The organism is Aeromonas sp. 25-AL00135 (assembly GCF_054052385.1).
Genome location: NZ_JBSTYQ010000018.1, coordinates 77431 through 97401, shown reverse-complemented (window position 1 = coordinate 97401; position 19971 = coordinate 77431). Strand labels below are relative to the sequence as shown.

Below are 19971 nucleotides of genomic sequence, written 5' to 3'. Positions count from 1 at the left end.
AGTAATCGCGCTGTGTCCGTTTCACACCTTGTCCCATCGGGTTCTCCATTTATTGGGGGGGAAAGGTGTAAACCATATTCAGGACGGCACAAGGATAACAAAAAAGGGCCATGTCGCCATGGCCCTTTTTCAGCAGAGGCTCCTTGCGGAGCAGACTTCCATCGGAAGTCCGGTCTCTATCAGCGATCCTTACAGACCCAACTTCTTGTGCAGATAGTGGGCGTTGGTACTGCCACCGTGCAATGTCATCGGGTCTCTATCAGCGATCCTTACAGACCTAACTTCTTGTGCAGGTAGTGGATATTGGTGCCACCGTGCTGGAAGTTTTCGTCTTTCATGATCTCTTTTTGCAGCGGTACGTTGGTCTTGATCCCTTCCACCACCAGCTCGTCCAGCGCATGACGCATACGGGCGATGGCAATGTCACGATTCTCGCCGTAGCAGATCAGCTTGCCGATCATTGAATCGTAGTGGGGCGGTACCTTGTAACCGGCATAGATGTGGGAGTCCCAACGCACGCCCAGACCACCCGGCGCGTGGAAGCGCTGCACCAGACCCGGAGAGGGCATAAAGGTGGCCGGATCTTCGGCGTTGATCCGGCACTCGATGGCATGGCCACGGATGCGGATATCCTGCTGGGTGATTGACAGGGGCTGGCCGGCGGCGATGCGCAGCTGCTCCTTGATCAGATCGATACCGGTGACCATCTCGGTGACCGGATGCTCAACCTGGATACGGGTGTTCATTTCAATGAAATAGAACTCGCCGTTCTCGTACAGGAACTCGAAAGTACCCGCACCGCGGTAGCCGATCTCGATACAGGCGCGCACACAGCGCTCGCCGATGAACTTGCGCATTTCGGCGGTGATGCCGGGTGCCGGCGCCTCTTCCACCACTTTCTGGTGGCGACGCTGCATGGAGCAGTCACGCTCGCCCAGATAGAGAGCGTTGCCCTGGCCGTCTGCCAACACCTGAATTTCGATGTGGCGCGGGTTTTCCAGGTACTTCTCCATGTAGACCATGTCGTTCTTGAAGAACTGGCCTGCTTCGGATTTGGTCAGCGCAATGGCGCCCGCCAGTTCCGCTTCATTGCGCACCACGCGCATACCGCGACCACCACCGCCACCGGCGGCCTTGATGATCACCGGATAGCCGATGCGCTTGGCAATGGCGGCGTTGTGCTTGGCGTCGTTGTCGACGGGGCCGTCAGAGCCCGGTACACACGGTACGCCCGCTTTCTTCATCGCTTCGATGGCGGAGACCTTGTCACCCATCAGGCGAATGGTCTCGGCGCGCGGGCCGATGAAGATGAAGCCGGATTTTTCGACCACTTCGGCGAAATCGGCGTTCTCGGAGAGGAAGCCGTAACCCGGGTGGATGGCCACGGCACCGGTTACCTCGGCGGCGGCGATGATGGCCGGGACGTTGAGGTAGGATTCGGTACTGGCCGGTCTGCCGATACAGATGGATTCGTCGGCCAGCAGCACATGCTTGAGCTCCCGGTCGGCGGTGGAGTGAACGGCCACTGTCTTGATCCCGAGCTCTTTACAGGCGCGCAGGATCCGCAGGGCAATTTCACCGCGGTTGGCGATGACTACTTTGTCCAACATGGGTGGCGATTTCCCTTATTCGATGATGAACAGCGGCTCGTCAAATTCGACGGCCTGACCATTTTCAACCAGGATCGCTTTGATCACACCGGCCTTGTCAGACTCGATTTGGTTCATCATTTTCATGGCTTCGACGATGCACAGGGTGTCGCCGACATTGACTTGCTGACCCACTTCCGCGAACGGCTTGGCATCCGGGCTGGAGGAGCGGTAGAAGGAGCCAACCATCGGGGAGCGCATCAGGTGACCGCTCGGGGCGGCATCTGCGGCCGGTGCGGCGGCAACCGGGGCGGCAGCAGCAGGTGCGGCAACCGGAGCGGCTTGCTGCATCATCATCTGCGGCATGGCGGTGGTCACCTGACCGGAGAAGTTGCGGCTGATGCGAACGGACTCTTCACCTTCGGAGATCTCCAGTTCGGCGATGCCGGACTCTTCAACCAGTTCAATCAGCTTCTTGATTTTGCGGATATCCATTAGCATTCTCTTTCTTCTTTATCTGATCAGTGATTATCAAGCCGCGCGCAGATGGTGCACGGCCGCGGTTAAAGCGAATTGGTAGCCATCGGCCCCCAGACCACAAATGACCCCTTTGGCGACATCAGACAGATAGGAGTGATGACGGAACGGCTCCCTGGCATGGACGTTTGACAGGTGAACCTCGATAAAAGGGATGGCGACACCCAGCAGCGCATCGCGAATGGCGACGCTGGTGTGGGTGAAGGCGGCTGGATTGATGATGATAAAATCCACCTGGCCCATGGCCTGATGGATGCGGCCGACCAACTCATGTTCGGCATTGGATTGCAGATGTTCCAGAGTGACACCGAGTTCGCTGGCGTTAAGCTTCAGATCGGCGACGATCTCATCAAGCGTCTTGCTGCCGTAGATACCCGGTTCCCGTTTGCCCAGCAGATTCAGGTTTGGTCCGTTGAGCAGGAGAATTCGGTGATTTTGCGACATATTGAGTACATCCTCGATGATAATGCTGCTATCTATCAGCTATCTTGTGGACTACCAGAAATCTAGCCATTTTCTGCGCAAATCGGTGTGCCCTGGCACACAGATTTCGCAATTATATTGATTTCGTGAAAATTAGCAGCATTTTACTGGTCTAATCTCTACATCTGGCTATTTATTGCACGTTTCGACCTGAGATACTTCGTCGCTGCCACCTTGCTGTTTGCTGGCAGATAAGAAACGACAAAGCCGGCACAGGGCCGGCTTTGTTGAGCAACAAACGAAGCGGGATCAGGCTGCTTCCGACTTCTCGCGGATGAGTTTGTCTACTACCCCCGGATCCGCCAGGGTGGAGATATCCCCCAGGCTGTCGGTCTCGCCGGTGGCGATCTTGCGCAAGATGCGGCGCATGATCTTGCCGGAACGGGTCTTCGGCAGCCCCTCCGCCCAGTGAATGACATCCGGAGTGGCGATGGCGCCAATCTCCTTGCGCACCCACTCCTTCACCTCTTTATGCAGCTCGCGGCTTGGCTCTTCCCCGGCGATCAGGGTGACATAGGCATAGATGCCCTGACCCTTGATCTCGTGAGGAACCCCCACCACCGCGGCTTCAGCGATCTTGGGATGGGCCACCAGCGCCGATTCAATTTCGGCGGTACCCATGCGGTGGCCGGAGACGTTCAGTACATCATCCACCCGACCGGTAATCCAGTAGTAGCCGTCCTCGTCGCGACGGGCACCGTCGCCGGTGAAGTAGCGGCCTGGGAAGGTGGAGAAGTAGGTCTGCTCGAACCGCTCGTGATCGCCGAATACGGTGCGCATCTGACCCGGCCAGGAGTCGGTGATCACCAGATTGCCCTCGGTGGCCCCCTCCAGCGGCTCGCCCATGTTGTCGACCAGCGCCGGTTGCACCCCGAAGAAGGGACGAGTCGCCGAGCCCGGTTTCAGGTCGGTGACGCCGGGCAGCGGCGTAATCAGGATGCCGCCGGTCTCGGTTTGCCACCAGGTATCGACAATGGGGCAGCGCTCATCACCAATGGTGCGGTAGTACCACTCCCAGGCTTCCGGGTTGATGGGTTCACCCACCGAACCCATGATGCGCAGGCTCTGGCGTGACGTGCCGGTGACCGCTTCGTTACCCTTGGCCATCAGGGCGCGGATGGCAGTGGGGGCGGTATAGAGGATGGTGACCTGGTGCTTGTCCACCACCTGACTCATGCGGTTGGTGGCCGGGTAGTTGGGCACCCCTTCGAACATGATGGTGGTGGCACCATTGGCGAGCGGCCCGTAGACCAGATAGGAGTGGCCGGTGACCCAGCCCACATCGGCGGTACACCAGTAGATATCCTCTTCGTGGTAGTCGAACACATATTTGAAGGTGAGGGTGGCATAAACCAGATAGCCGCCAGTGGTGTGCAGCACACCCTTGGGTTTGCCGGTGGAGCCGGAGGTATAGAGGATAAAGAGCGGATCTTCGGCGTTCATCGCCTCGGGCGGGCAGTCGCTGCTGACGGTGGCGGTCGCTTCGTGCCACCAGATGTCGCGGTGGTTGTGCCAGGCGACATTGCCGCCGGTGCGCTTGAGCACGATCACCTTGTTGACCTGGGTATCCGGGTTAGTGAGCGCTTCATCCACATTCTTCTTGAGCGGCACCGGACGGCCACCACGCAGCCCCTCGTCGGCGGTGATGACGATGCGCGAGCCCGAGTCGATGATGCGACCAGCCAGCGCTTCCGGCGAGAAGCCGCCGAATACGATGCTGTGTACCGCGCCGATGCGGGTACAGGCCAGCATGGCGATGGCGGCTTCGGGCACCATGGGCATATAGAGGCAGACCACATCGCCGCGGTGTACCCCTTGTGCTTTCAATACGTTGGCAAACTTGCACACTTCGCTGTGCAGTTCGCGGTAGGTGAGTTTGCGATCTTCGGCGGGGTTGTCCCCTTCCCAGATGATGGCGACCTTGTCACCCCGTTCGGCGAGATGGCGATCGAGACAGTTGGCCGAGACGTTGAGCTGGCCATCTTCAAACCATTTGATGGAGACATGGCCCGGATCGTAGGAGGTGTTCTTGACCTTGGTATAGGGTTTCATCCAGTCGAGAATTTTTCCCTGCTCTCCCCAGAAGGTATCGGGATCCTCGACGGAGGCCTGATACATGGCGGCGTAGTCGCCCTTGTCGAGCAGTGCATTGCTGCTGATGTGGGGTTTGACCGGGTAGACCTTGCTCTCGCTCATCACTCACTCCTTTGAATACATACTTTTAATAATTAAGTAACAACTTATACCTTTGGCTGATGGGGGCAATTAGACTTTTGGATAGACAGCAACATTTGGTTACAGGGTTATGGGTGACACTCACGCAGTGAGTCGGTAAAAAGGAGGACTTCGATGGATGGAGGTAGTTATGTTCTCTCTATTGCTCTGTGCATCCCTGTGGCAGTTTGATACGACTGTTCTTGCAGACAACCCTCCCAAAGAGTTTGCGATTACACACCAGGAGCCTTCACTGACTGTGCGGGAGCGGGTTGCTGATCAGCTTGGTCATGCATGGCAGGACAAAAAGTCGGGAACCAAGTTTTCCCTCAGTGAGCCAGGATCCCGTTACTCTGGCGACTCACCGCTCACTCGCATGGCCAATGACCTGGATAATGGTGGTGTTCCTACCCTGACGTTTGGAAAGTAGTTTGATTGGCCGTTTGTTTCCTTGGTATCGCTAATGTTGAACGTTTTGGCAATCCAAGCGTTCGTGCATCTGTTCTACATGCAGTGGTTTGCTGAACAGATAACCCTGTCCTTCGCCGCAGTTGAGTGACTGCAAAAAGGCGTGTTGTGCCTTGGTTTCAATCCCTTCGGCGGTGACCTCCATATCCAGACTGTCGGCCAGATTGATGATGGTGCGGCAGAGCTCCCGACTGTTCTTGTCTTCCGGTAATGCCTGCACAAACGCCCGGTCGATCTTGATGCGATCGATCGGCAGGGTCTTGAGCAGACTCAGTGACGAGAAGCCGGTGCCAAAGTCATCGATGGCAATCTGCACGCCGAGATTTTTCAGGCGGGTAAAGAGATCCAAACTCTGTTCGACCCGCTGGATGATGCTCTCCGTCACTTCAATCTCCAGCCGTTCTGGTGGAAATCCGGTCTCGGCCAGAATAGCGGCGACCCGTTCAACGTAGCCCGGGGAGCGCATTTCCCGCACTGAGACGTTGACTGACAAGCGAGGCACCGGCAGTCCGGCGGCCAGCCAGTTTTGTCCCTGCTCGCAGGCGTTGCGCATCACCCACTCCCCAATTTTCTCGATCAGGCCGCACTCCTCTGCCACCGGAATAAAACGGGTCGGCGCTATCATTCCCTCATTCGGATGCTGCCAGCGCAGCAGGGCTTCCAGTCCACTCAGGTGGCCGTTGGCCAGATTGGTCATGGGTTGATAGAAAATGCAGAGCTGTTCGAGCTCCAGGGCCTTGAGCAGACCCTGCTCAATCTGCATCCGCTCGCGGGCTCGAGCCGCCATGCAGGGGGTATAGAACTGGAATCCATTGCGCCCCTGACTTTTCGCCTCGTACATGGCGCTGTCGGCGGCGCTGACCAGGGTTTCCGGGCTGTCTGCATGATCGGGATAGATGGCGATACCGATACTTGCCGAGATTGCCACCAGCTCATGGGCCAGCTCAACCGGTTCACGCAACACGGTCAGCAGGGTATTGGCGAGGGTTGCTAGCTCGTCAGGCTCCTCCAGATAGGGGATCAGCACCAGAAACTCGTCTCCCCCGAGGCGGGTCGCCAGATCGTTGTGCTGCAGGCAGCCGCGGATCCGCTCTGCCAGCCGCTTGAGTAGCTCATCGCCAACTCCGTGGCCCAGGCTGTCGTTGATCAGCTTGAAGCCATCCAGATCGATAAAGAGCAGCCCCAACCGTTTGCGATTGAGCTGCGCGGTTTTCAGCTCAAGGGCTAGCCGCTCCTGCAACAGATGACGATTGCCCAGCTCGGTCAGGGGATCGTGATAGGCAAGGTGATTCAGTTCGGCCTCCACCTTGCGAATGGCGCTGATGTCGGAAAGGGCGATCACATAGTGAGTAGTGTTGTTGAAGTTGTCATAGACAGCGCTGATCTGCTGCCAGGAGGAGAAGTAGCTGCCATCCTTGCGCAGACAAACCATCTCGCCATGCCAGGCGTTGTTGCCGGGGCGCAGGTGATACCAGGGATAGTCGAGGTCGGTGTAGCGCCTGGGATGCATGATGATATCCGGGGTACGGCCTATCACCTCCTCGGCATTGTATTGGGTCAGCATGGTGAAGGCCGGGTTGACCGACAGAATATGGTGTTCGCTGTCGAGGATGATGATCCCCTCGGCCGTGGTATCGAATACCACGTTGGCCTGATGGAGCCGCTCCTCCTGACGGCGGCGGGCGGTGGCATTGTGAATGACCCCCATGACCCGGTGGCCGACCGACTCGGTGGCGGGGACATGGTCGGCATGAATATCGACCCAGTGGCGCTCGTTGAGCGCGGTGAGGTAGCTCAGGGTGAGATGGATGGGGTCATGACTTTGCAGGGCGGCCTTGAGCTGGCTGCCGGATTCCGGTTCAAAACAGTCGACGAACGCTTGCAGCCCGCCGTGGAACTGGTTGGCCTCGATGCCCAGCAGCGGCTCAATTTGGCCGTCGAACAGCAGTCTGTCTTCCGCAACGTGCCATTCCCACACCCCGATTTGGGCTGCTCGCATTGCCAGCTGCAGCCGTTGTTCGGTTTCGTACTGCTCGGTGATGTCCCGTACGATGGCGAGGATACCGTTCAGTTCCCCTTTCTCATCACGCATCGGGCTGTAGGTAGCCTGAAAACGGCGGGAGCTGCTGTCGTACGCCGCGGTTTGGCCCGTGATGGCGATATCCACGTAGGGCAGGCCGCTGCGCATGATCTGCTGAAACATGGGCTCCAGCGTCGGTGCCAGCTTGGGAACCACCTCTCTGAGGTGCTTGCCCTGATGCTCCTCGATGCTTTTGCCATTGATGTCGGCCAGCACCTGATTGACTTTACGGTAGCGAAATTCGCAGTCAAAGACGCCGATGCCCAGAGGGGCATTATCCATCAGCTGTTCCAGGACGGTGTGATCTGACAGCTGGGTCAACATTGCCTCGGTGTCGGCGTTGAAAAGCTTCCCATCCATGATGACCTCGGCATTGATTGTTTTATCACTTGCATCAGTTGTCAGTATGGCACGAACTGTTTGGCCGGGAGTCAAGCGGAGTTATCTGGTTGTTTTGACGGCAAGAATAGGCAGAAAAACCTGATAAAAAGGATGGAAAAAGGGGCGAGTGGTTATCCCTTCTGGCGACCAAACGCTTGAATGCCGCGCACCAGTACCAGCCAGCCGAGCAGATGGAACGGGAGGGCAAGCAGATAGAGCAGCAGGAAGTGCGACTCGCTGCCGCTGCTGTTGATGAAGTCGATCCAGGCGGCCAGCAGCGCCAGCATGCCGGCAATCTGGAAGCGGCGGCGCAACACCACCTCGACGCCGAGATTGGCAAGGTAGAGGGTGAGCAGGATGCCGGCAAAGCCGGTGAGCTGGGCGGTGCCGTAGAGCTCGCGATCCGGGTTGAACAGCAGCGCAATCAGGGGAGTAATGCCCTGATCCAGTGGGATCAGGGCCAGCAGCCAGCATGCAATCAGAAGCAGGGCTGTCTTCATCGCGGACTCAGTCGGCGGACGGTGCCGGTTTGACCAGAGAGAGGTAGTTGGCATCCATCTTGAGGAAGACCCCCAGCAGGCGGGCACTGGCGCCGTAGAAGCCAAACCGGTCGGCGGCGCGACAGGCGCTTTCGAACTTGTCAAACCACCCCAGCAGATGGCCGTGCAGCAGCGCTTCCTGCTCGTCGAGCCAGCGTTCCCGCTCGGCTGCGCTCTTGGCTTCCGCCGCGCGGATGATGAGATTGCCCATCAGATCCAGCTCGATGGCCAGATGATCCGCAGGCTCTTTGTATTTGTCGCTGACATTGATGCCGAGGCGATCGAGGCGGGCCTGCATCTCGGCCATCGGGGCCTGCATCAGCAGCTTGGCCTCACCACGATAGAGCGATTCGTAGGGCAGGGCGCCCTGTTTGGGATCCACCAGAAACAGGCCGGCGAAGTCGGCGGCCAGTTCCAGCTGGCGATCCGGGCGCACCAGCAGGCGGGCGATGGCCTCGTTGAGTTCGGCCACGGCTTCGCGCATCGGATCCAGGGTGGAGAGGCTTTTCAGGAAGCTTCGCACATCATAGGTGTCATATTCGGCGATCTGCTCATCACTGAGTTCGGCGGCGAACAGGGTGGAGAACCACCAGTAGAGTTCGGCCCGGCGTTCGCTGGTAGCCATAAATTCCTGCATTTTTCCTCCGTGGATGGCAATCGGGAGCCTTGATGGCTCCCGATTCTAACGACTTTAAAAATAAAGGAAACTCAAGGGGGCGCTTTCGTCCCCCAGGGGTCAGAGTGCCGGGAACATAGGGTCGATGCCCTTGGCCGATTCCGGCGCGCCGAAGGCAGTGACGGCGGGTGCCTGCCCGCGGAACTTCTCGATCTCCACCAGCGCGGTATGGGCCGTGGTGGCCTGCGCCAGGCTGGAGGAGCCGATGTCGGCGGTCAGCACGTTGGGATCGCCGTAGGTACAGAGCGTCCCTACCTTGCCACCCTCTTGCGGGCCATACCAGGCTCCTTCCTGAATGCGCACCACGCCGGGGGCGTAGTCATCGCTCACCACCAGCCCGGCCAATACCTGACCGCGACCGTTGAACACCCGCACCAGATCGCCGTCCTTGAGGCCGCGGGATTTGGCATCCTGCGGATTCATGTAGACAGGCTCGCGACCCTGTACCGTGTAGGTGGCGCGATAGTTGTCGGAGGAGCAGAGCTGGCTGTGCAGCCGTTTGTCCGGGTGGCAGGATTGCAGGTGCAGCGGGTACTGTTTGCTGCCCGGCCCGCCGTGGGAGCGCTCGTAGGGTTCGATCCAGACCGGGTGGCCCGGGCAATCCCCATAGCCGTAGTCGGCAATGGTCTTGGAGTAGATCTCGATAAGGCCGGACGGGGTACCCAGTGGCTCCAGATCCGGCTCCTGACGGAACGACTCGTGGCGCACCCAGGGTTGGCCCGCCGGGAAGGTGACGAAGCCTTCGCCGTGCCAGAACTGGCTGAAACGGGGCAGTCGAATGCCGATGCCGCGGCCCTGCAGGCGGGCGTCGTCATAGATGCTCTGGATCCACTCCAGCTTGCTCTTGCCGCCGGTGAACTCGGCCTCGCGACCGAAGCGACGGCAGAGATCGGCGAAGATGTCGTAGTCATCGCGCGCCTCGAACAGCGGCTCTACCACCTTGTACATGGCCAGAATGCCCGCGTTGGAGTGGGAGCCCCACTGCTCGATGTCATCGCGCTCATAGGTGGTGGTGGCGGGCAGCACGATATCGGCGAAGCGGCAGCTGGCGGTCCACTGGTGATCGATGCTGACCACGGTTTCCAGCTTGTGCCAAGCCGCGACCATCTTGTTGCGATCCTGCTGGTGGTGGAACGGGTTGTTGCCGCAGAACACCGCCATCTTCATGTGGGGGTAGGTGATGGTCTGGCCGTTGAAGGCGATCTGCTTGCCCGGATTGAGGATGCAGTCGACGAAACGGGCTACCGGAATGTACTTGGAGTAGCCCTTCCAGTCGCCGTCATGGAGCGGCTTGACCCCGGGAATTACCGAGCTGAAACCGGACATGATGGGGCCGCTGGAGGTGATGGTGCCCGCTCCGTTGTAGTGCCAGCCAAAGCCGTAACCGCCCCCCGGCAGGCCGATCTGGCCAATCATCGAGGCCAGTACCACCAGCATCCAGGCGTACTGCTCGCCGTGGTGCATGCGTTGCACACACCAGCCGCCGATAAGCTGGGTACGACCACTGCTCATGGCGCGGGCCAGCTCGCGGATGGTCTCGGCTGGTACGCCACAGATGGCGGCGGCCCACTCGGCATCCTTCACCTGACCATCGCTGGTGCCCAGCAGGTAGGGCAGGAACTTGTCAAAGCCGGTGGTGTAGTTCTTCAGGAACGCCTCGTCGTGGCGCTTCTCGCTGTAGAGGGTGTGGGCGATGCCCAGCATCAGCGGTACGTCGGTCTGCGGATTCAGGGTCACCTGATCGCAATTGAGGTACTTCTGGGTCTTGGATTTGACCGGATCGACACTGATCACCCGGATCTCGCCTTTGGCCACCTTCTCTTTCAACTGCGCCCAGTAGTCGTAGACGCTGTGATCCGGCACCAGCCAGCCCACCTGCAGGTTCTTGATGGGATCGGAGCCCCAGATAACGATGGTCTTGCTGTGTTCCAGCACCAGCGGCCAGGAGGTCTGCTGCTCGTATACCTCCATGGCGCCCGCCACGTGGGGCAGGATCACCTGGGCGGCACCGGTGGAGTAGTCACCGGCCTTGGCCAGATAGGTGCCGTGCAGGTTCATGGCGCGTCCGAGCATGGCACCAGCGGAGTGCAGTTTGCCCACCGACTGCCAGCCGGAGTGGCCGGCATAGAGGGCGCTCGGGCCATAGGTTTTCTGCACCCGTTCCAGCTCGTGATAGAAAAAGTCCAGCGCCTGGGACCAGGTGACCCGCACGAAGCGGTTCTGGCCGCGTTCGCTGGTGTCGGACTGGTGGCCCTTGCGTAGCCAGTCCAGCCGCACCATGGGGTAGCGGATGCGGGAGGGGTTGTAGACCACCTCACTCAAGGCCTTGAGCATGTCGGTGGGGTGCTTGTCATGCTCGAACGGCAGGGTCTCGACCCAGCGCCCATCGACCACCCGGGCACGGAAGGCGCCCCAGTGGGAGCCGGACTGCACCAGCTTGTCGCCAGACTCGGCAGCCATCACGGCGCGACCGAGCAGGGAGGGGCCGATCAGGGCAGAGGCACCGCTGGCCAGCAAGCCACCCAGAAAACCACGACGGGAAATATTGATCATCTTGTTATTCCTCTTTCGAATCCGGACTTAGTGGCTGCCCTGACCACCGGTATCGGCGGCATGGTTTTGCAGGTATTTGAGCAGGGTGCGCTCCTCTTCCTTGCTCAGGCGATAGTAGGCAGACATCGCCTTGAGTCCCGAAATCCAGCCGTTGGCAGTGAAGTGAGCGGGATCCGGCGCGCCGTGGCAGGAGTTGCAGGTGGATTTGTACATCTCGCCGGCGTAATCCCAGATCGGCTTGAGCGAGGACTCAAAGCCCTTGCCATCGACCCAGGCCTGCACCTGAACCTGCTCCCACTTGATATGGGTGGCGCTGTCGGTCTCCTGCTTGAGCACTTTCTCGCTCGCTTTCAGTTCGTCACGGATGGTGGCGACGAAGACCCGCTTGCCCATGTATTCGCTCAGCACCCGGCCCTTGCCATCGCTCTCGCGCCACCCTTCGATGGTCACCTTGAGGCGATCGCCGCTGCGGTCTACGACGTCGATGCGGGAGGCGGGCAGCAGTTTGCCGACCGGGTCGCTGCTCTGTTCGCTGGCGTAGAGATCTTTTTCACCCAGGTTGTAGAGGGTCTCGGCGGCTGGCGCCTCTTGCGCGTCGTTAACCAGGGTGGCGTAAGTGGCCCGGAAGCCCCCCGCCATGTTGGGCAGTTCGTGGGCGATGCCTTTGTGGCACTCGATGCAGTTCATGTTCTTCGCCGCCGCATCTTTCATCGCCAGCGCTGCCGCCGGGGACTGCTTGGCGTGATCCATGTTGTCGTAGCTGTGGCAGGACTTGCAGGTCTTGGAGTTCTGGCTGCTCATCCGTGCCCACACCTTCTCGGCCAGATGGAGACGCCGGTCCTCGAACTTCTCCTGGGTGTCGATGCTGTGGCCTATGTACTCCTGATAGAGGTCGTTGGCCGCCTCCATCTTGCGGGCCACCTTGCCGACAAAGTCCTTCGGCTGGTGACAGTCGGTACAGACCGCCTGTACTCCTGAGGCATTCTTGAAGTGGATGGACTCCTTGTACTCCGGATAGACGGTGTCTTTCATGGAGTGGCAGGAGATACAGAATTCGAGGCTGCTGGTTTTCTCAAAGCCATAGTGCAGGCCGACGGTGCCCGCGAGGGTGACGCCGACGCCCACCAGAAGCAGCGCCAGTACCGACCAGCGACGGCTGGGGGTGCGCAGGAAGTGCCACAGTTTTTTCATCATGCTCTCTCACATCACTTTTTTGATGGGAGCCATGATAGGGAGGCGTTGTGAACAGGGCTGCCGCCACAAATTAATGAAATAGGGGTATTTATGACAAAATGTGAATAGAATAATCCTCCCTTGTCGACCATCGTGAACCCTGCCCATGAGCTACCACATTCTGGTTGTTGAAGATGATGCGGTTACCCGCGAGAAGCTGACCGGCTATTTCGAGCGGGAGGGCTATCGGGTGACGGCGGTCGAAAATGGCCAGGAGATGCGCGCCGTGCTGGCGGAGCAGACGGTCGATCTGGTGATGCTGGATATCAACCTGCCGGGGGAAGATGGTCTGCTGCTGACCCGTGAACTGCGGGCGCGCAGCACGGTGGGGATCATTCTGGTCACTGGCCGCAGCGATGCGGTGGACCGGATTGTCGGCCTCGAGATGGGGGCCGACGACTATGTCACCAAGCCGTTCGAGCTCAGGGAACTGCTGGTGCGGGTCAAGAATCTGCTGTGGCGGATCTCGCTGGCGGCCGCCGCGCCGAGCGAGCCTTCGGTGGCTGACGATGCGGTGCGCTTTGGCCCCTGGCGTTTTGACATTCCCCGTCGCCAGCTCAGCAAGGACGGAGTGCCGGTGCGTCTGACCAAGGCGGAATATGAAGTGCTGGTGGCTTTTGTCGCCCATGCCGGGCGGGTGCTCAGTCGGGAGCGGATCCTGACCCTCATCAGCCATCGCGGCGATGGCCCGAGCGATCGCACCATAGACGTGTTGATCCGGCGGCTGCGCGGCAAGATGGAAGCGGATCCGCGGGATCCCCAGCTGTTTGTCACCGTCCATGGTGAAGGCTATCTGTTTGCCGGTGAGATAGCCTCCTGAGCCCGTTACGGTGGCCTTGACCTGTTTGACCGGGTATCAGACCGGCGGGCGGGTATCAAATTGCGGGCAGTCGTCGCCAATCTGGTGCCAGGGCGCCTTGGATCCGACGAAGATGTGAAACGCGGGTCGCTGGCTCGGCACATCGTCCAGTACCCCGAGGCGCAGGTTGATCTTGCCGCTGCTGCTCTTCTGGCTGAACAGGCTGGAGCCGCAGTGACGACAGAAGGCCAGGGTGGTCTCTGCCGATTTGCGGTAGCGGCCGATGGCCTCTTCCCCTTTCACTATGGTGACCTTGTTGCCATCCAGTCCGCCGACCGAGGCGTAATCTCCCCCTGAAAACTTGCGGCATTCGCTGCAGTGGCAGTTCCCCATATAGTCGAACTGATCCGGCAGGGTCAGGGCGACGGCGCCGCACAGGCAGCTGGCATGTAACTCTTTCATCTCTTCTCCTTGAGTGTGCTGATCGGATTTGGAACGGCTATTCGACCCGATAGACGGGGCGAAAAGCGCCATCCGAGAGGGACTCGGCGGGGTCGGCCAGCGGTGCAGACAGCGTCAGAATGGGTGGCCCCATCACCCGCGGGCACTGCTCGGCATTGGCATCAGGGTGTTGCAGCAGGCAGACCGCCTGAGCGACCGCAAGACGCCCCTGCAGCCGCATCTGATCGCTGTTGGCGGCCAGGATCTTGCCCCGTCGCAGGCCCCGCTGTACCCCGTGGCTGAAGTAGGTGCTCAGCACCCGGGGCCTGTCGAGATGGCGCTGCGCCAGTTCGTTGACCGCCACTTCGGCGGCGATGGCGCCGCCCACCAGATAGTCGAGGTCGGGATAGCGGGCCAGCGTCTGCTGTACCAGCGTGCGCTGGATTTCCCGGCTGTTGTCGCCGCGCTCGGTGGTGACAAGCTTGATGGCGCTCCCTTTGATGGCATCGGCAAAGCCCGGCTCGACGAAGTTGTTGCCGCCGCTTGCCTGCGGGCCGGGGAAGAGGGCAACCGAGACCGGTTTGCTGCCGGCGGGGTGGCGCTGCGCCAGCCAGTGGCCGATTTGCCAGCCCATCTGGTACCAGGAGACCCCCACCTTGGCCTGCACCAGACCGCTGGGCAGATCGTTGACCAGCCCAAAGAGCGGCAGCGGCGTGACCTTGATGGCCTCGCGCAAGCCCTGATAGCTCACCGCGCCGAGCAAGATGGCGTCGCTCCCTTCCTGCACGCAGCGCAGCAACTGCTGACGCTGCTCGACGAGGGCGCCATAGCCCCCCGCTTCGTGGATCTGCAACTTGACTCCCAGCCGCTTCGCTTCGTCCACCATGCCCTGATTGACCGAAAGCCAGTAGGCGTCGCGCAGATGGGGGTAGAGGGCACAGAGGGTCAGCGGTTTGGTTGCGGCGGCGGGTTCCTGCCACTGCTGGCGCAGCGGCTGGCCGCTGAATTCGCCGCCGGGCCAGATATCGACCGCAAAGGCGAGGGCGGCGCGGGGAAGCATTAGCAACCAGATCAGCAACAACGGGGAGAGATAGACGCTTCGCATGGTCAGGGGTTTTGTTAAAGTGTTGGGCCATATTATCCGGTCAAAGCCGACCACAACCAAGGGACTTCCCGTGAGAATCTTTTCCGGCCTGGGTGGCAAGTTGCTGCTGGCCTTCTCCTTGATGGCATTACTCACACTGAGTGCCTCCCTGCTGGGTTGGGTGGGGCTTAGCCATCTGCGCCAGCTGGAGCAAGGGGTGCAGCAGACTCTGGCCGATCAGGAGCTGGCCCGCACGCTCTCTCGCCTCAGCGGCGAGATCCAGGGCGCGTCACGGCTGCTGGCCACCGCAACCAGCGAGCAGGAGCGGGAGCATCAGGGACGCCTGCTCACCCTGCAGGGGCAACAGCTGCAGCAGGTGCTGGCGCAACTCGGCCGTGGGCAGGGTTCAACAAGCCTCGATCAGCTCAGCCAGAGCATCATCGGCAATCTGGGCCAGCAGGGCTGGCTGGTGGGGGAAAGATTGACCCTGATGGCGCAAGGGGAGGCGCAGCGGGCCCGTCTGGTGGCGGCGGCCGGACAGATCGCCGAGCTGGCGCGCAGCCAGATGGAGAATGCCGAAACCGTGATGGTGGCGGGGTTGGGTTCCCTCTACCAACAGCAAGGTGCGCAGGCGACCCGGACGCTGGACCGCCTGCTGGAGCAGGATCTCGACTGGCTGGAGCAGATGACCGAGCTGCGTCATCGCACCCTGATGCAGCAGCAGCGTATCGAGGAGATGTGGCGCAGCGAACAGCAGGGGCAATTGCAGGCCCTGTTGCAGGAGGGGCAGCGGGAGCTGGCCATCTTGCAACTGCGGGCCGGGGCGGTGACCGATCCGGCCCGCCGGCAGGCGGTGGAGCAGGCGCTGACCGTGCTGGCACAGAGTGACAAGCTGATGCAATTGCGCAGCGACTGGCTCGGCAAGGGGGAGGCGCTGCGGGTGCTGGCCAATGCCAACGAAGCCCTGATGAGCAGCCTCAACCAGCAGGTCGGAGAGCTGGTCAGCCGTGCCCGCGATTCGCTGGGGCAGAGCCAGCAGGCGCTAAGCCAGCGCCTCAGGCTGCTGGAGCAGGCGTTGATGGCCATTGGCCTACTCACCCTGCTATTGCTGATGCTGTTGATGTGGCGCATGGTCTACGGCCGGATCGTCTGGCCGCTGCAACGGGCGGTGGCGGGGATGAGCCGGTTGGCGCGCGGTGATCTGGCTCCCCTTGAGCCGATCGCCAGTACCGGGCGCGATGAGCTGGCGGAGTTGGGGCGGGCCCTGCAGGTGTTTCGTGACAATGCGGTGGAGCTGGGCCGCTATCAGCGCGAGCTGGAATCGCGGGTCGAGGAGCGCACCGGCCAGCTCAGCCACGCCAACGAGCGGCTCAATGAGGAGGTGGAGAAGCAGCGGCAGGCCCGCGCCGAGGCAGAACAGGCCAACCGCGCCAAGTCGGTGTTTCTCGCCACCATGAGCCACGAGATCCGCACCCCCATGAACGGCATTCTCGGGGGCCTGACGCTGCTGGAAGATACCCACCTGAGCGATACCCAGCAGCGCTATCTGGCCGCCATCGAGCACAGTGGCGAATCCCTGCTGGAGATCCTCAACGACATTCTCGACTACTCCAAGATAGAGGCGGGCCATGTGGAGGCGCGCCGTGAGCCCTTCCCCCTGTTCCTGCTGGTGGATGAGCTGAGCGCGTTGTTTCGGCCAAAGGCAGCGGCCAAGGGGGTCACTCTGGCGCTGGAATATGCGCCCGAGCTGGCGCCTGTGGTCGAGGGGGATCTGGGCAAGCTGCGCCAGGTGCTCGGCAACTTGCTCGGCAATGCAGTCAAGTTTACCGCCCGTGGCCAGATTACCCTGACGGTGGCGCCTCTTGCCTGCCAAGGCCCTTGCGCCGAGCCCTGCATCCGCTTCGTGGTGCGCGATACCGGCCCCGGCATTCCGGCCGATGAGCAGGAGGCGGTGTTCGAGGCGTTTCGCCAGCGCAAGCGTGATATAGGCCATCAGGGCGGCACCGGGCTGGGACTGGCGATCAGCCGCAAGCTGGTGACTGCCATGGGGGGCGAGCTGAACCTTGTCAGCGAACCGGGCAAGGGGTGTGAATTCAGCTTCAGCCTGCCCTTGCAACGCTCGAGTGCCCAGCTGCCTGCCGAGGCGCAACCGCTGCACCTTGGTCAGTCCCGTGACATCCTGCTGGTGGAGGATAACGAGATCAACCGGTTGGTGGCGCACGGCATGCTGACCCGCCTCGGCCATCGCGTCACCCTGGCGGAGGATGGTCGCAGCGCACTGGCGCTGGTGACCGAGCGCCCCTTCGAGCTGGCGCTGCTCGATATCAATCTGCCCGATATGGACGGTATGACCCTGCGCGAGGATCTGGCAGCCATCAGCGAGGAGATGCATGAGCGGTCGCTGCCCGCCATCGCCATCTCGGCCCAGATGTATCCGGAGGATATCCGCCACTGCCTTGCCGCCGGGTTTGTCGATTTTGTCGGCAAGCCGGTGCGGCTGGCGGTGCTGGCGAACGCCATCGATCAGCTGTTTCGGCAAGAGGGCGCCTCTATCGAGCCGCCTGTGCAGCTAGCTGCCGTGCCCTCAACTAAACAGCCTGAGTGGGCCAATCCGGTGCTGGATGACGATCTGCCCCTGCTCGGCATGGTGCGGATCCGCCAGCTGGTCGCGCTGTTTGAGTCGCAAGGGCGGGTGTTGGTGGATAAGTTGGCTCAGGGTGAGGGTAGTGAGCAACGTCAGCTGGCGCACAAGCTAAAGGGGAGTGCGCTGGCGCTGGGGTTGACCGAATTTGCCAGCCACTGTGCGGCTCTTGAGGCGGGGGGCGGTGAGCCTGCGACAATCGGGGCGCAATTTGACGCGGCGGTGAGCGGGTTGCAGCTGTGGCTGGCGGCCAACAGGGATTCGCCGTTCTGATCCCTGCTGGCGATGTACAACGTTCATAGGGGGTGGACAGTCCCTGCGCCGTTTATTCGATATCCCGAAATAGCACCTGCTTGCACTTGGCACAGACCCATTCCCGGCGAAAATCGGTCAGGTGCACCATGCCTACCTCCAGCAACTCGTGGTGGCCGCAGTGATAACAGAAGATGATGTCGCCATCGACTGATTCAGGGTGGGCCGCCAGATATTCGGCTTTGGTGGGGAGTTGATCCCACGAGGTGGTGGGGACATGTTTGCGTTGGCTGGTGTAGTAGACCCAGTAGAACAGAAAAAAGACAGCCAGGATCACGAATGTCAGCAGATGGTCCATCTTGAACTCCTCCGGTTAGGTGCAGCCCCTCGGATGCATGGCTGCAATCAGCTCCATCATCATTAAATTTGTTTCGAATGAATATGTTACAGGATGGATAAAGAGGGCGTTGTGATCCCCTTCGGGTTTTGCCCGCCCGCCGCGGGATGAAAAATGTATCGTTTGGCGGAGCGGCCAGGGTATTGAACGGGGAGGGAATCTTGCTTTTTACAACATAAATTCAACATTTTTTTAGGTGGTTGGACTGTCTCTTTGATCCAGCTCACGTTACAATGCCCGCGCCCACTTCACCTAACGCGCAAACGATTTTCAGGAGAGAAACGGATGTTGAAACGTGACATGACCATCGCCAATTATGATCCGCAATTGTGGCAGGCCATCACAGACGAAACCCGTCGTCAGGAAGAGCATATCGAGCTGATTGCGTCTGAGAACTACACCAGCCCCCGTGTCATGGAAGCCCAGGGCTCCCAGCTGACCAACAAGTACGCTGAAGGTTACCCCTCCAAGCGTTACTACGGTGGTTGCGAGTATGTGGATGTGGTCGAAACCCTGGCTATCGAGCGCGCCAAAGAGCTGTTCGGTGCCACTTACGCCAACGTGCAGCCGCACTCCGGCTCCCAGGCCAACAGCGCCGTTTACATGGCTCTGCTGCAGCCGGGCGACACCGTACTGGGCATGAACCTGGCCCACGGCGGTCACCTGACCCACGGCTCTCCGGTCAACTTCTCCGGCAAGCTCTACAACATCGTGCCTTACGGTATCGATGAGTCCGGCAAGATCGACTACGACGACATGGAACGTCAGGCTGTCGAGCACAAGCCGAAGATGATGATCGGTGGCTTCTCCGCCTACTCCGGCATCGTTGACTGGGCCCGCATGCGCGAAATCGCCGACAAGGTCGGTGCCTACCTGTTCGTCGACATGGCCCACGTGGCTGGTCTGATCGCCGCTGGCGTCTACCCGAACCCGGTTCCCCACGCTCACGTGGTCACCTCCACCACTCACAAGACCCTGGCCGGTCCGCGCGGTGGTCTTATTCTCTCCGCTGCTGACGACGAGGAGCTCTACAAGAAGCTCAACTCTGCCGTCTTCCCGGGTGGTCAGGGTGGTCCGCTGATGCACGTCATCGCCGGTAAAGCCGTTGCCTTCAAAGAGGCGCTGGAGCCGGAGTTCAAGACCTATCAGGCTCAGGTCGTGAAAAACGCCAAGGCGATGGCCGCTACCTTCATCGAGCGCGGTTACAAGATCGTCTCCGGCGGTACCGACAACCATCTGATGCTGGTTGACCTGATCGGCCGCGAGCTGACCGGTAAGGATGCTGACGCCGCACTGGGCAAAGCCAACATCACCGTCAACAAGAACTCCGTGCCCAACGACCCGCGCTCCCCGTTCGTCACCTCCGGTGTGCGGATCGGTACCCCGGCCATCACCCGCCGCGGTTTCAAGGAGGCCGAGTCCATCGAGCTGACCCACTGGATCTGCGACGTACTGGACAACCACGACAACGATGCCGTGCTGGCCACCGTACGCGAGAAGGTGCTGGATATCTGCCGCCGCTTCCCGGTCTATGGCTGATAAGTCAGACCGTCCGGTTTGAGACCAATGCCACCTGCGGGTGGCATTGTTTTTTCTGGCTTTTA

Annotated in this window: 16 protein-coding genes; 4 read left to right on the top strand and 12 right to left on the bottom strand. The window is 60.5% G+C overall.

Annotated elements, in window-relative coordinates; all coding sequences use genetic code 11:
• Positions 1-269 precede the first annotated feature (269 nt).
• The 4 genes from accC to acs form a co-directional block, all read right to left on the bottom strand.
• On the bottom strand, positions 270-1610 hold the full coding sequence (gene accC / locus ACW5XC_RS16710) for an acetyl-CoA carboxylase biotin carboxylase subunit (RefSeq protein ID WP_005338910.1): 1341 nt from the start codon (positions 1608-1610) through the stop codon (positions 270-272).
• 15 nt (positions 1611-1625) lie between these two features.
• Positions 1626-2084, bottom strand: a complete 459-nt coding sequence (gene accB, locus ACW5XC_RS16705; protein ID WP_005338908.1) for an acetyl-CoA carboxylase biotin carboxyl carrier protein — start codon at positions 2082-2084, stop codon at positions 1626-1628.
• Between the two features lie 36 nt (positions 2085-2120).
• Positions 2121-2570, bottom strand: a complete 450-nt coding sequence (gene aroQ, locus ACW5XC_RS16700) for a type II 3-dehydroquinate dehydratase (RefSeq protein ID WP_005338907.1) — start codon at positions 2568-2570, stop codon at positions 2121-2123.
• A gap of 288 nt (positions 2571-2858) precedes the next feature.
• Entirely contained in the window at positions 2859-4805 is a 1947-nt protein-coding gene (acs, locus tag ACW5XC_RS16695; protein ID WP_042054162.1) for an acetate--CoA ligase, read from the bottom strand.
• Positions 4806-4974: 169 nt separating this feature from the next.
• Between acs and ACW5XC_RS16690 the strand changes: the two genes are divergently transcribed.
• On the top strand, positions 4975-5253 hold the full coding sequence (locus ACW5XC_RS16690) for a hypothetical protein (protein WP_042054214.1): 279 nt from the start codon (positions 4975-4977) through the stop codon (positions 5251-5253).
• 30 nt (positions 5254-5283) lie between these two features.
• On the opposite strand, the gene ACW5XC_RS16685 is transcribed toward ACW5XC_RS16690, so the two are convergent.
• The 5 genes from ACW5XC_RS16685 to torC all read right to left on the bottom strand — a co-directional run bounded on the left by ACW5XC_RS16685 (position 5284) and on the right by torC (position 12714).
• Entirely contained in the window at positions 5284-7731 is a 2448-nt protein-coding gene (locus tag ACW5XC_RS16685) for a sensor domain-containing protein (RefSeq protein WP_042054164.1), read from the bottom strand.
• Between the two features lie 152 nt (positions 7732-7883).
• The gene (locus ACW5XC_RS16680) at positions 7884-8252 is read right to left on the bottom strand and encodes a hypothetical protein (protein ID WP_005349490.1); all 369 of its coding nucleotides are present in this window, start codon (positions 8250-8252) and stop codon (positions 7884-7886) included.
• A gap of 7 nt (positions 8253-8259) precedes the next feature.
• Positions 8260-8928 carry a molecular chaperone TorD gene (gene torD / locus ACW5XC_RS16675; RefSeq protein ID WP_021230390.1) on the bottom strand — a complete coding sequence of 223 codons (669 nt, stop codon included), beginning with the start codon at positions 8926-8928 and terminating at the stop codon, positions 8260-8262.
• A gap of 99 nt (positions 8929-9027) precedes the next feature.
• A complete protein-coding gene (gene torA, locus ACW5XC_RS16670; protein WP_042054165.1) occupies positions 9028-11520 on the bottom strand; it encodes a trimethylamine-N-oxide reductase TorA in 2493 nt (830 codons plus the stop codon).
• Positions 11521-11547: 27 nt separating this feature from the next.
• Entirely contained in the window at positions 11548-12714 is a 1167-nt protein-coding gene (gene torC, locus ACW5XC_RS16665; protein ID WP_080771394.1) for a pentaheme c-type cytochrome TorC, read from the bottom strand.
• Positions 12715-12859: 145 nt separating this feature from the next.
• On the opposite strand from torC, the gene torR reads away from it, so the two are divergent.
• Entirely contained in the window at positions 12860-13573 is a 714-nt protein-coding gene (gene torR, locus ACW5XC_RS16660; RefSeq protein ID WP_042054166.1) for a two-component system response regulator TorR, read from the top strand.
• A 36-nt stretch (positions 13574-13609) separates the two neighbouring features.
• On the opposite strand, the gene ACW5XC_RS16655 is transcribed toward torR, so the two are convergent.
• Together ACW5XC_RS16655 and torT are read right to left on the bottom strand one after the other, a co-directional pair.
• A complete protein-coding gene (locus ACW5XC_RS16655; RefSeq protein ID WP_005338893.1) occupies positions 13610-14014 on the bottom strand; it encodes a GFA family protein in 405 nt (134 codons plus the stop codon).
• 37 nt (positions 14015-14051) lie between these two features.
• Positions 14052-15098 carry a TMAO reductase system periplasmic protein TorT gene (gene torT, locus ACW5XC_RS16650; RefSeq protein WP_042054167.1) on the bottom strand — a complete coding sequence of 349 codons (1047 nt, stop codon included), beginning with the start codon at positions 15096-15098 and terminating at the stop codon, positions 14052-14054.
• A gap of 70 nt (positions 15099-15168) precedes the next feature.
• Between torT and torS the strand changes: the two genes are divergently transcribed.
• A complete protein-coding gene (gene torS / locus ACW5XC_RS16645) occupies positions 15169-17991 on the top strand; it encodes a TMAO reductase system sensor histidine kinase/response regulator TorS (RefSeq protein ID WP_042054168.1) in 2823 nt (940 codons plus the stop codon).
• 52 nt (positions 17992-18043) lie between these two features.
• Here torS and ACW5XC_RS16640 read toward each other — a convergent pair whose 3' ends face one another.
• On the bottom strand, positions 18044-18328 hold the full coding sequence (locus tag ACW5XC_RS16640) for a hypothetical protein (protein ID WP_042054169.1): 285 nt from the start codon (positions 18326-18328) through the stop codon (positions 18044-18046).
• Positions 18329-18652: 324 nt separating this feature from the next.
• On the opposite strand from ACW5XC_RS16640, the gene glyA reads away from it, so the two are divergent.
• Positions 18653-19906, top strand: coding sequence for a serine hydroxymethyltransferase (gene glyA / locus ACW5XC_RS16635; protein ID WP_005338884.1), 1254 nt, complete (start codon positions 18653-18655; stop codon positions 19904-19906).
• Positions 19907-19971: the final 65 nt, after the last annotated feature.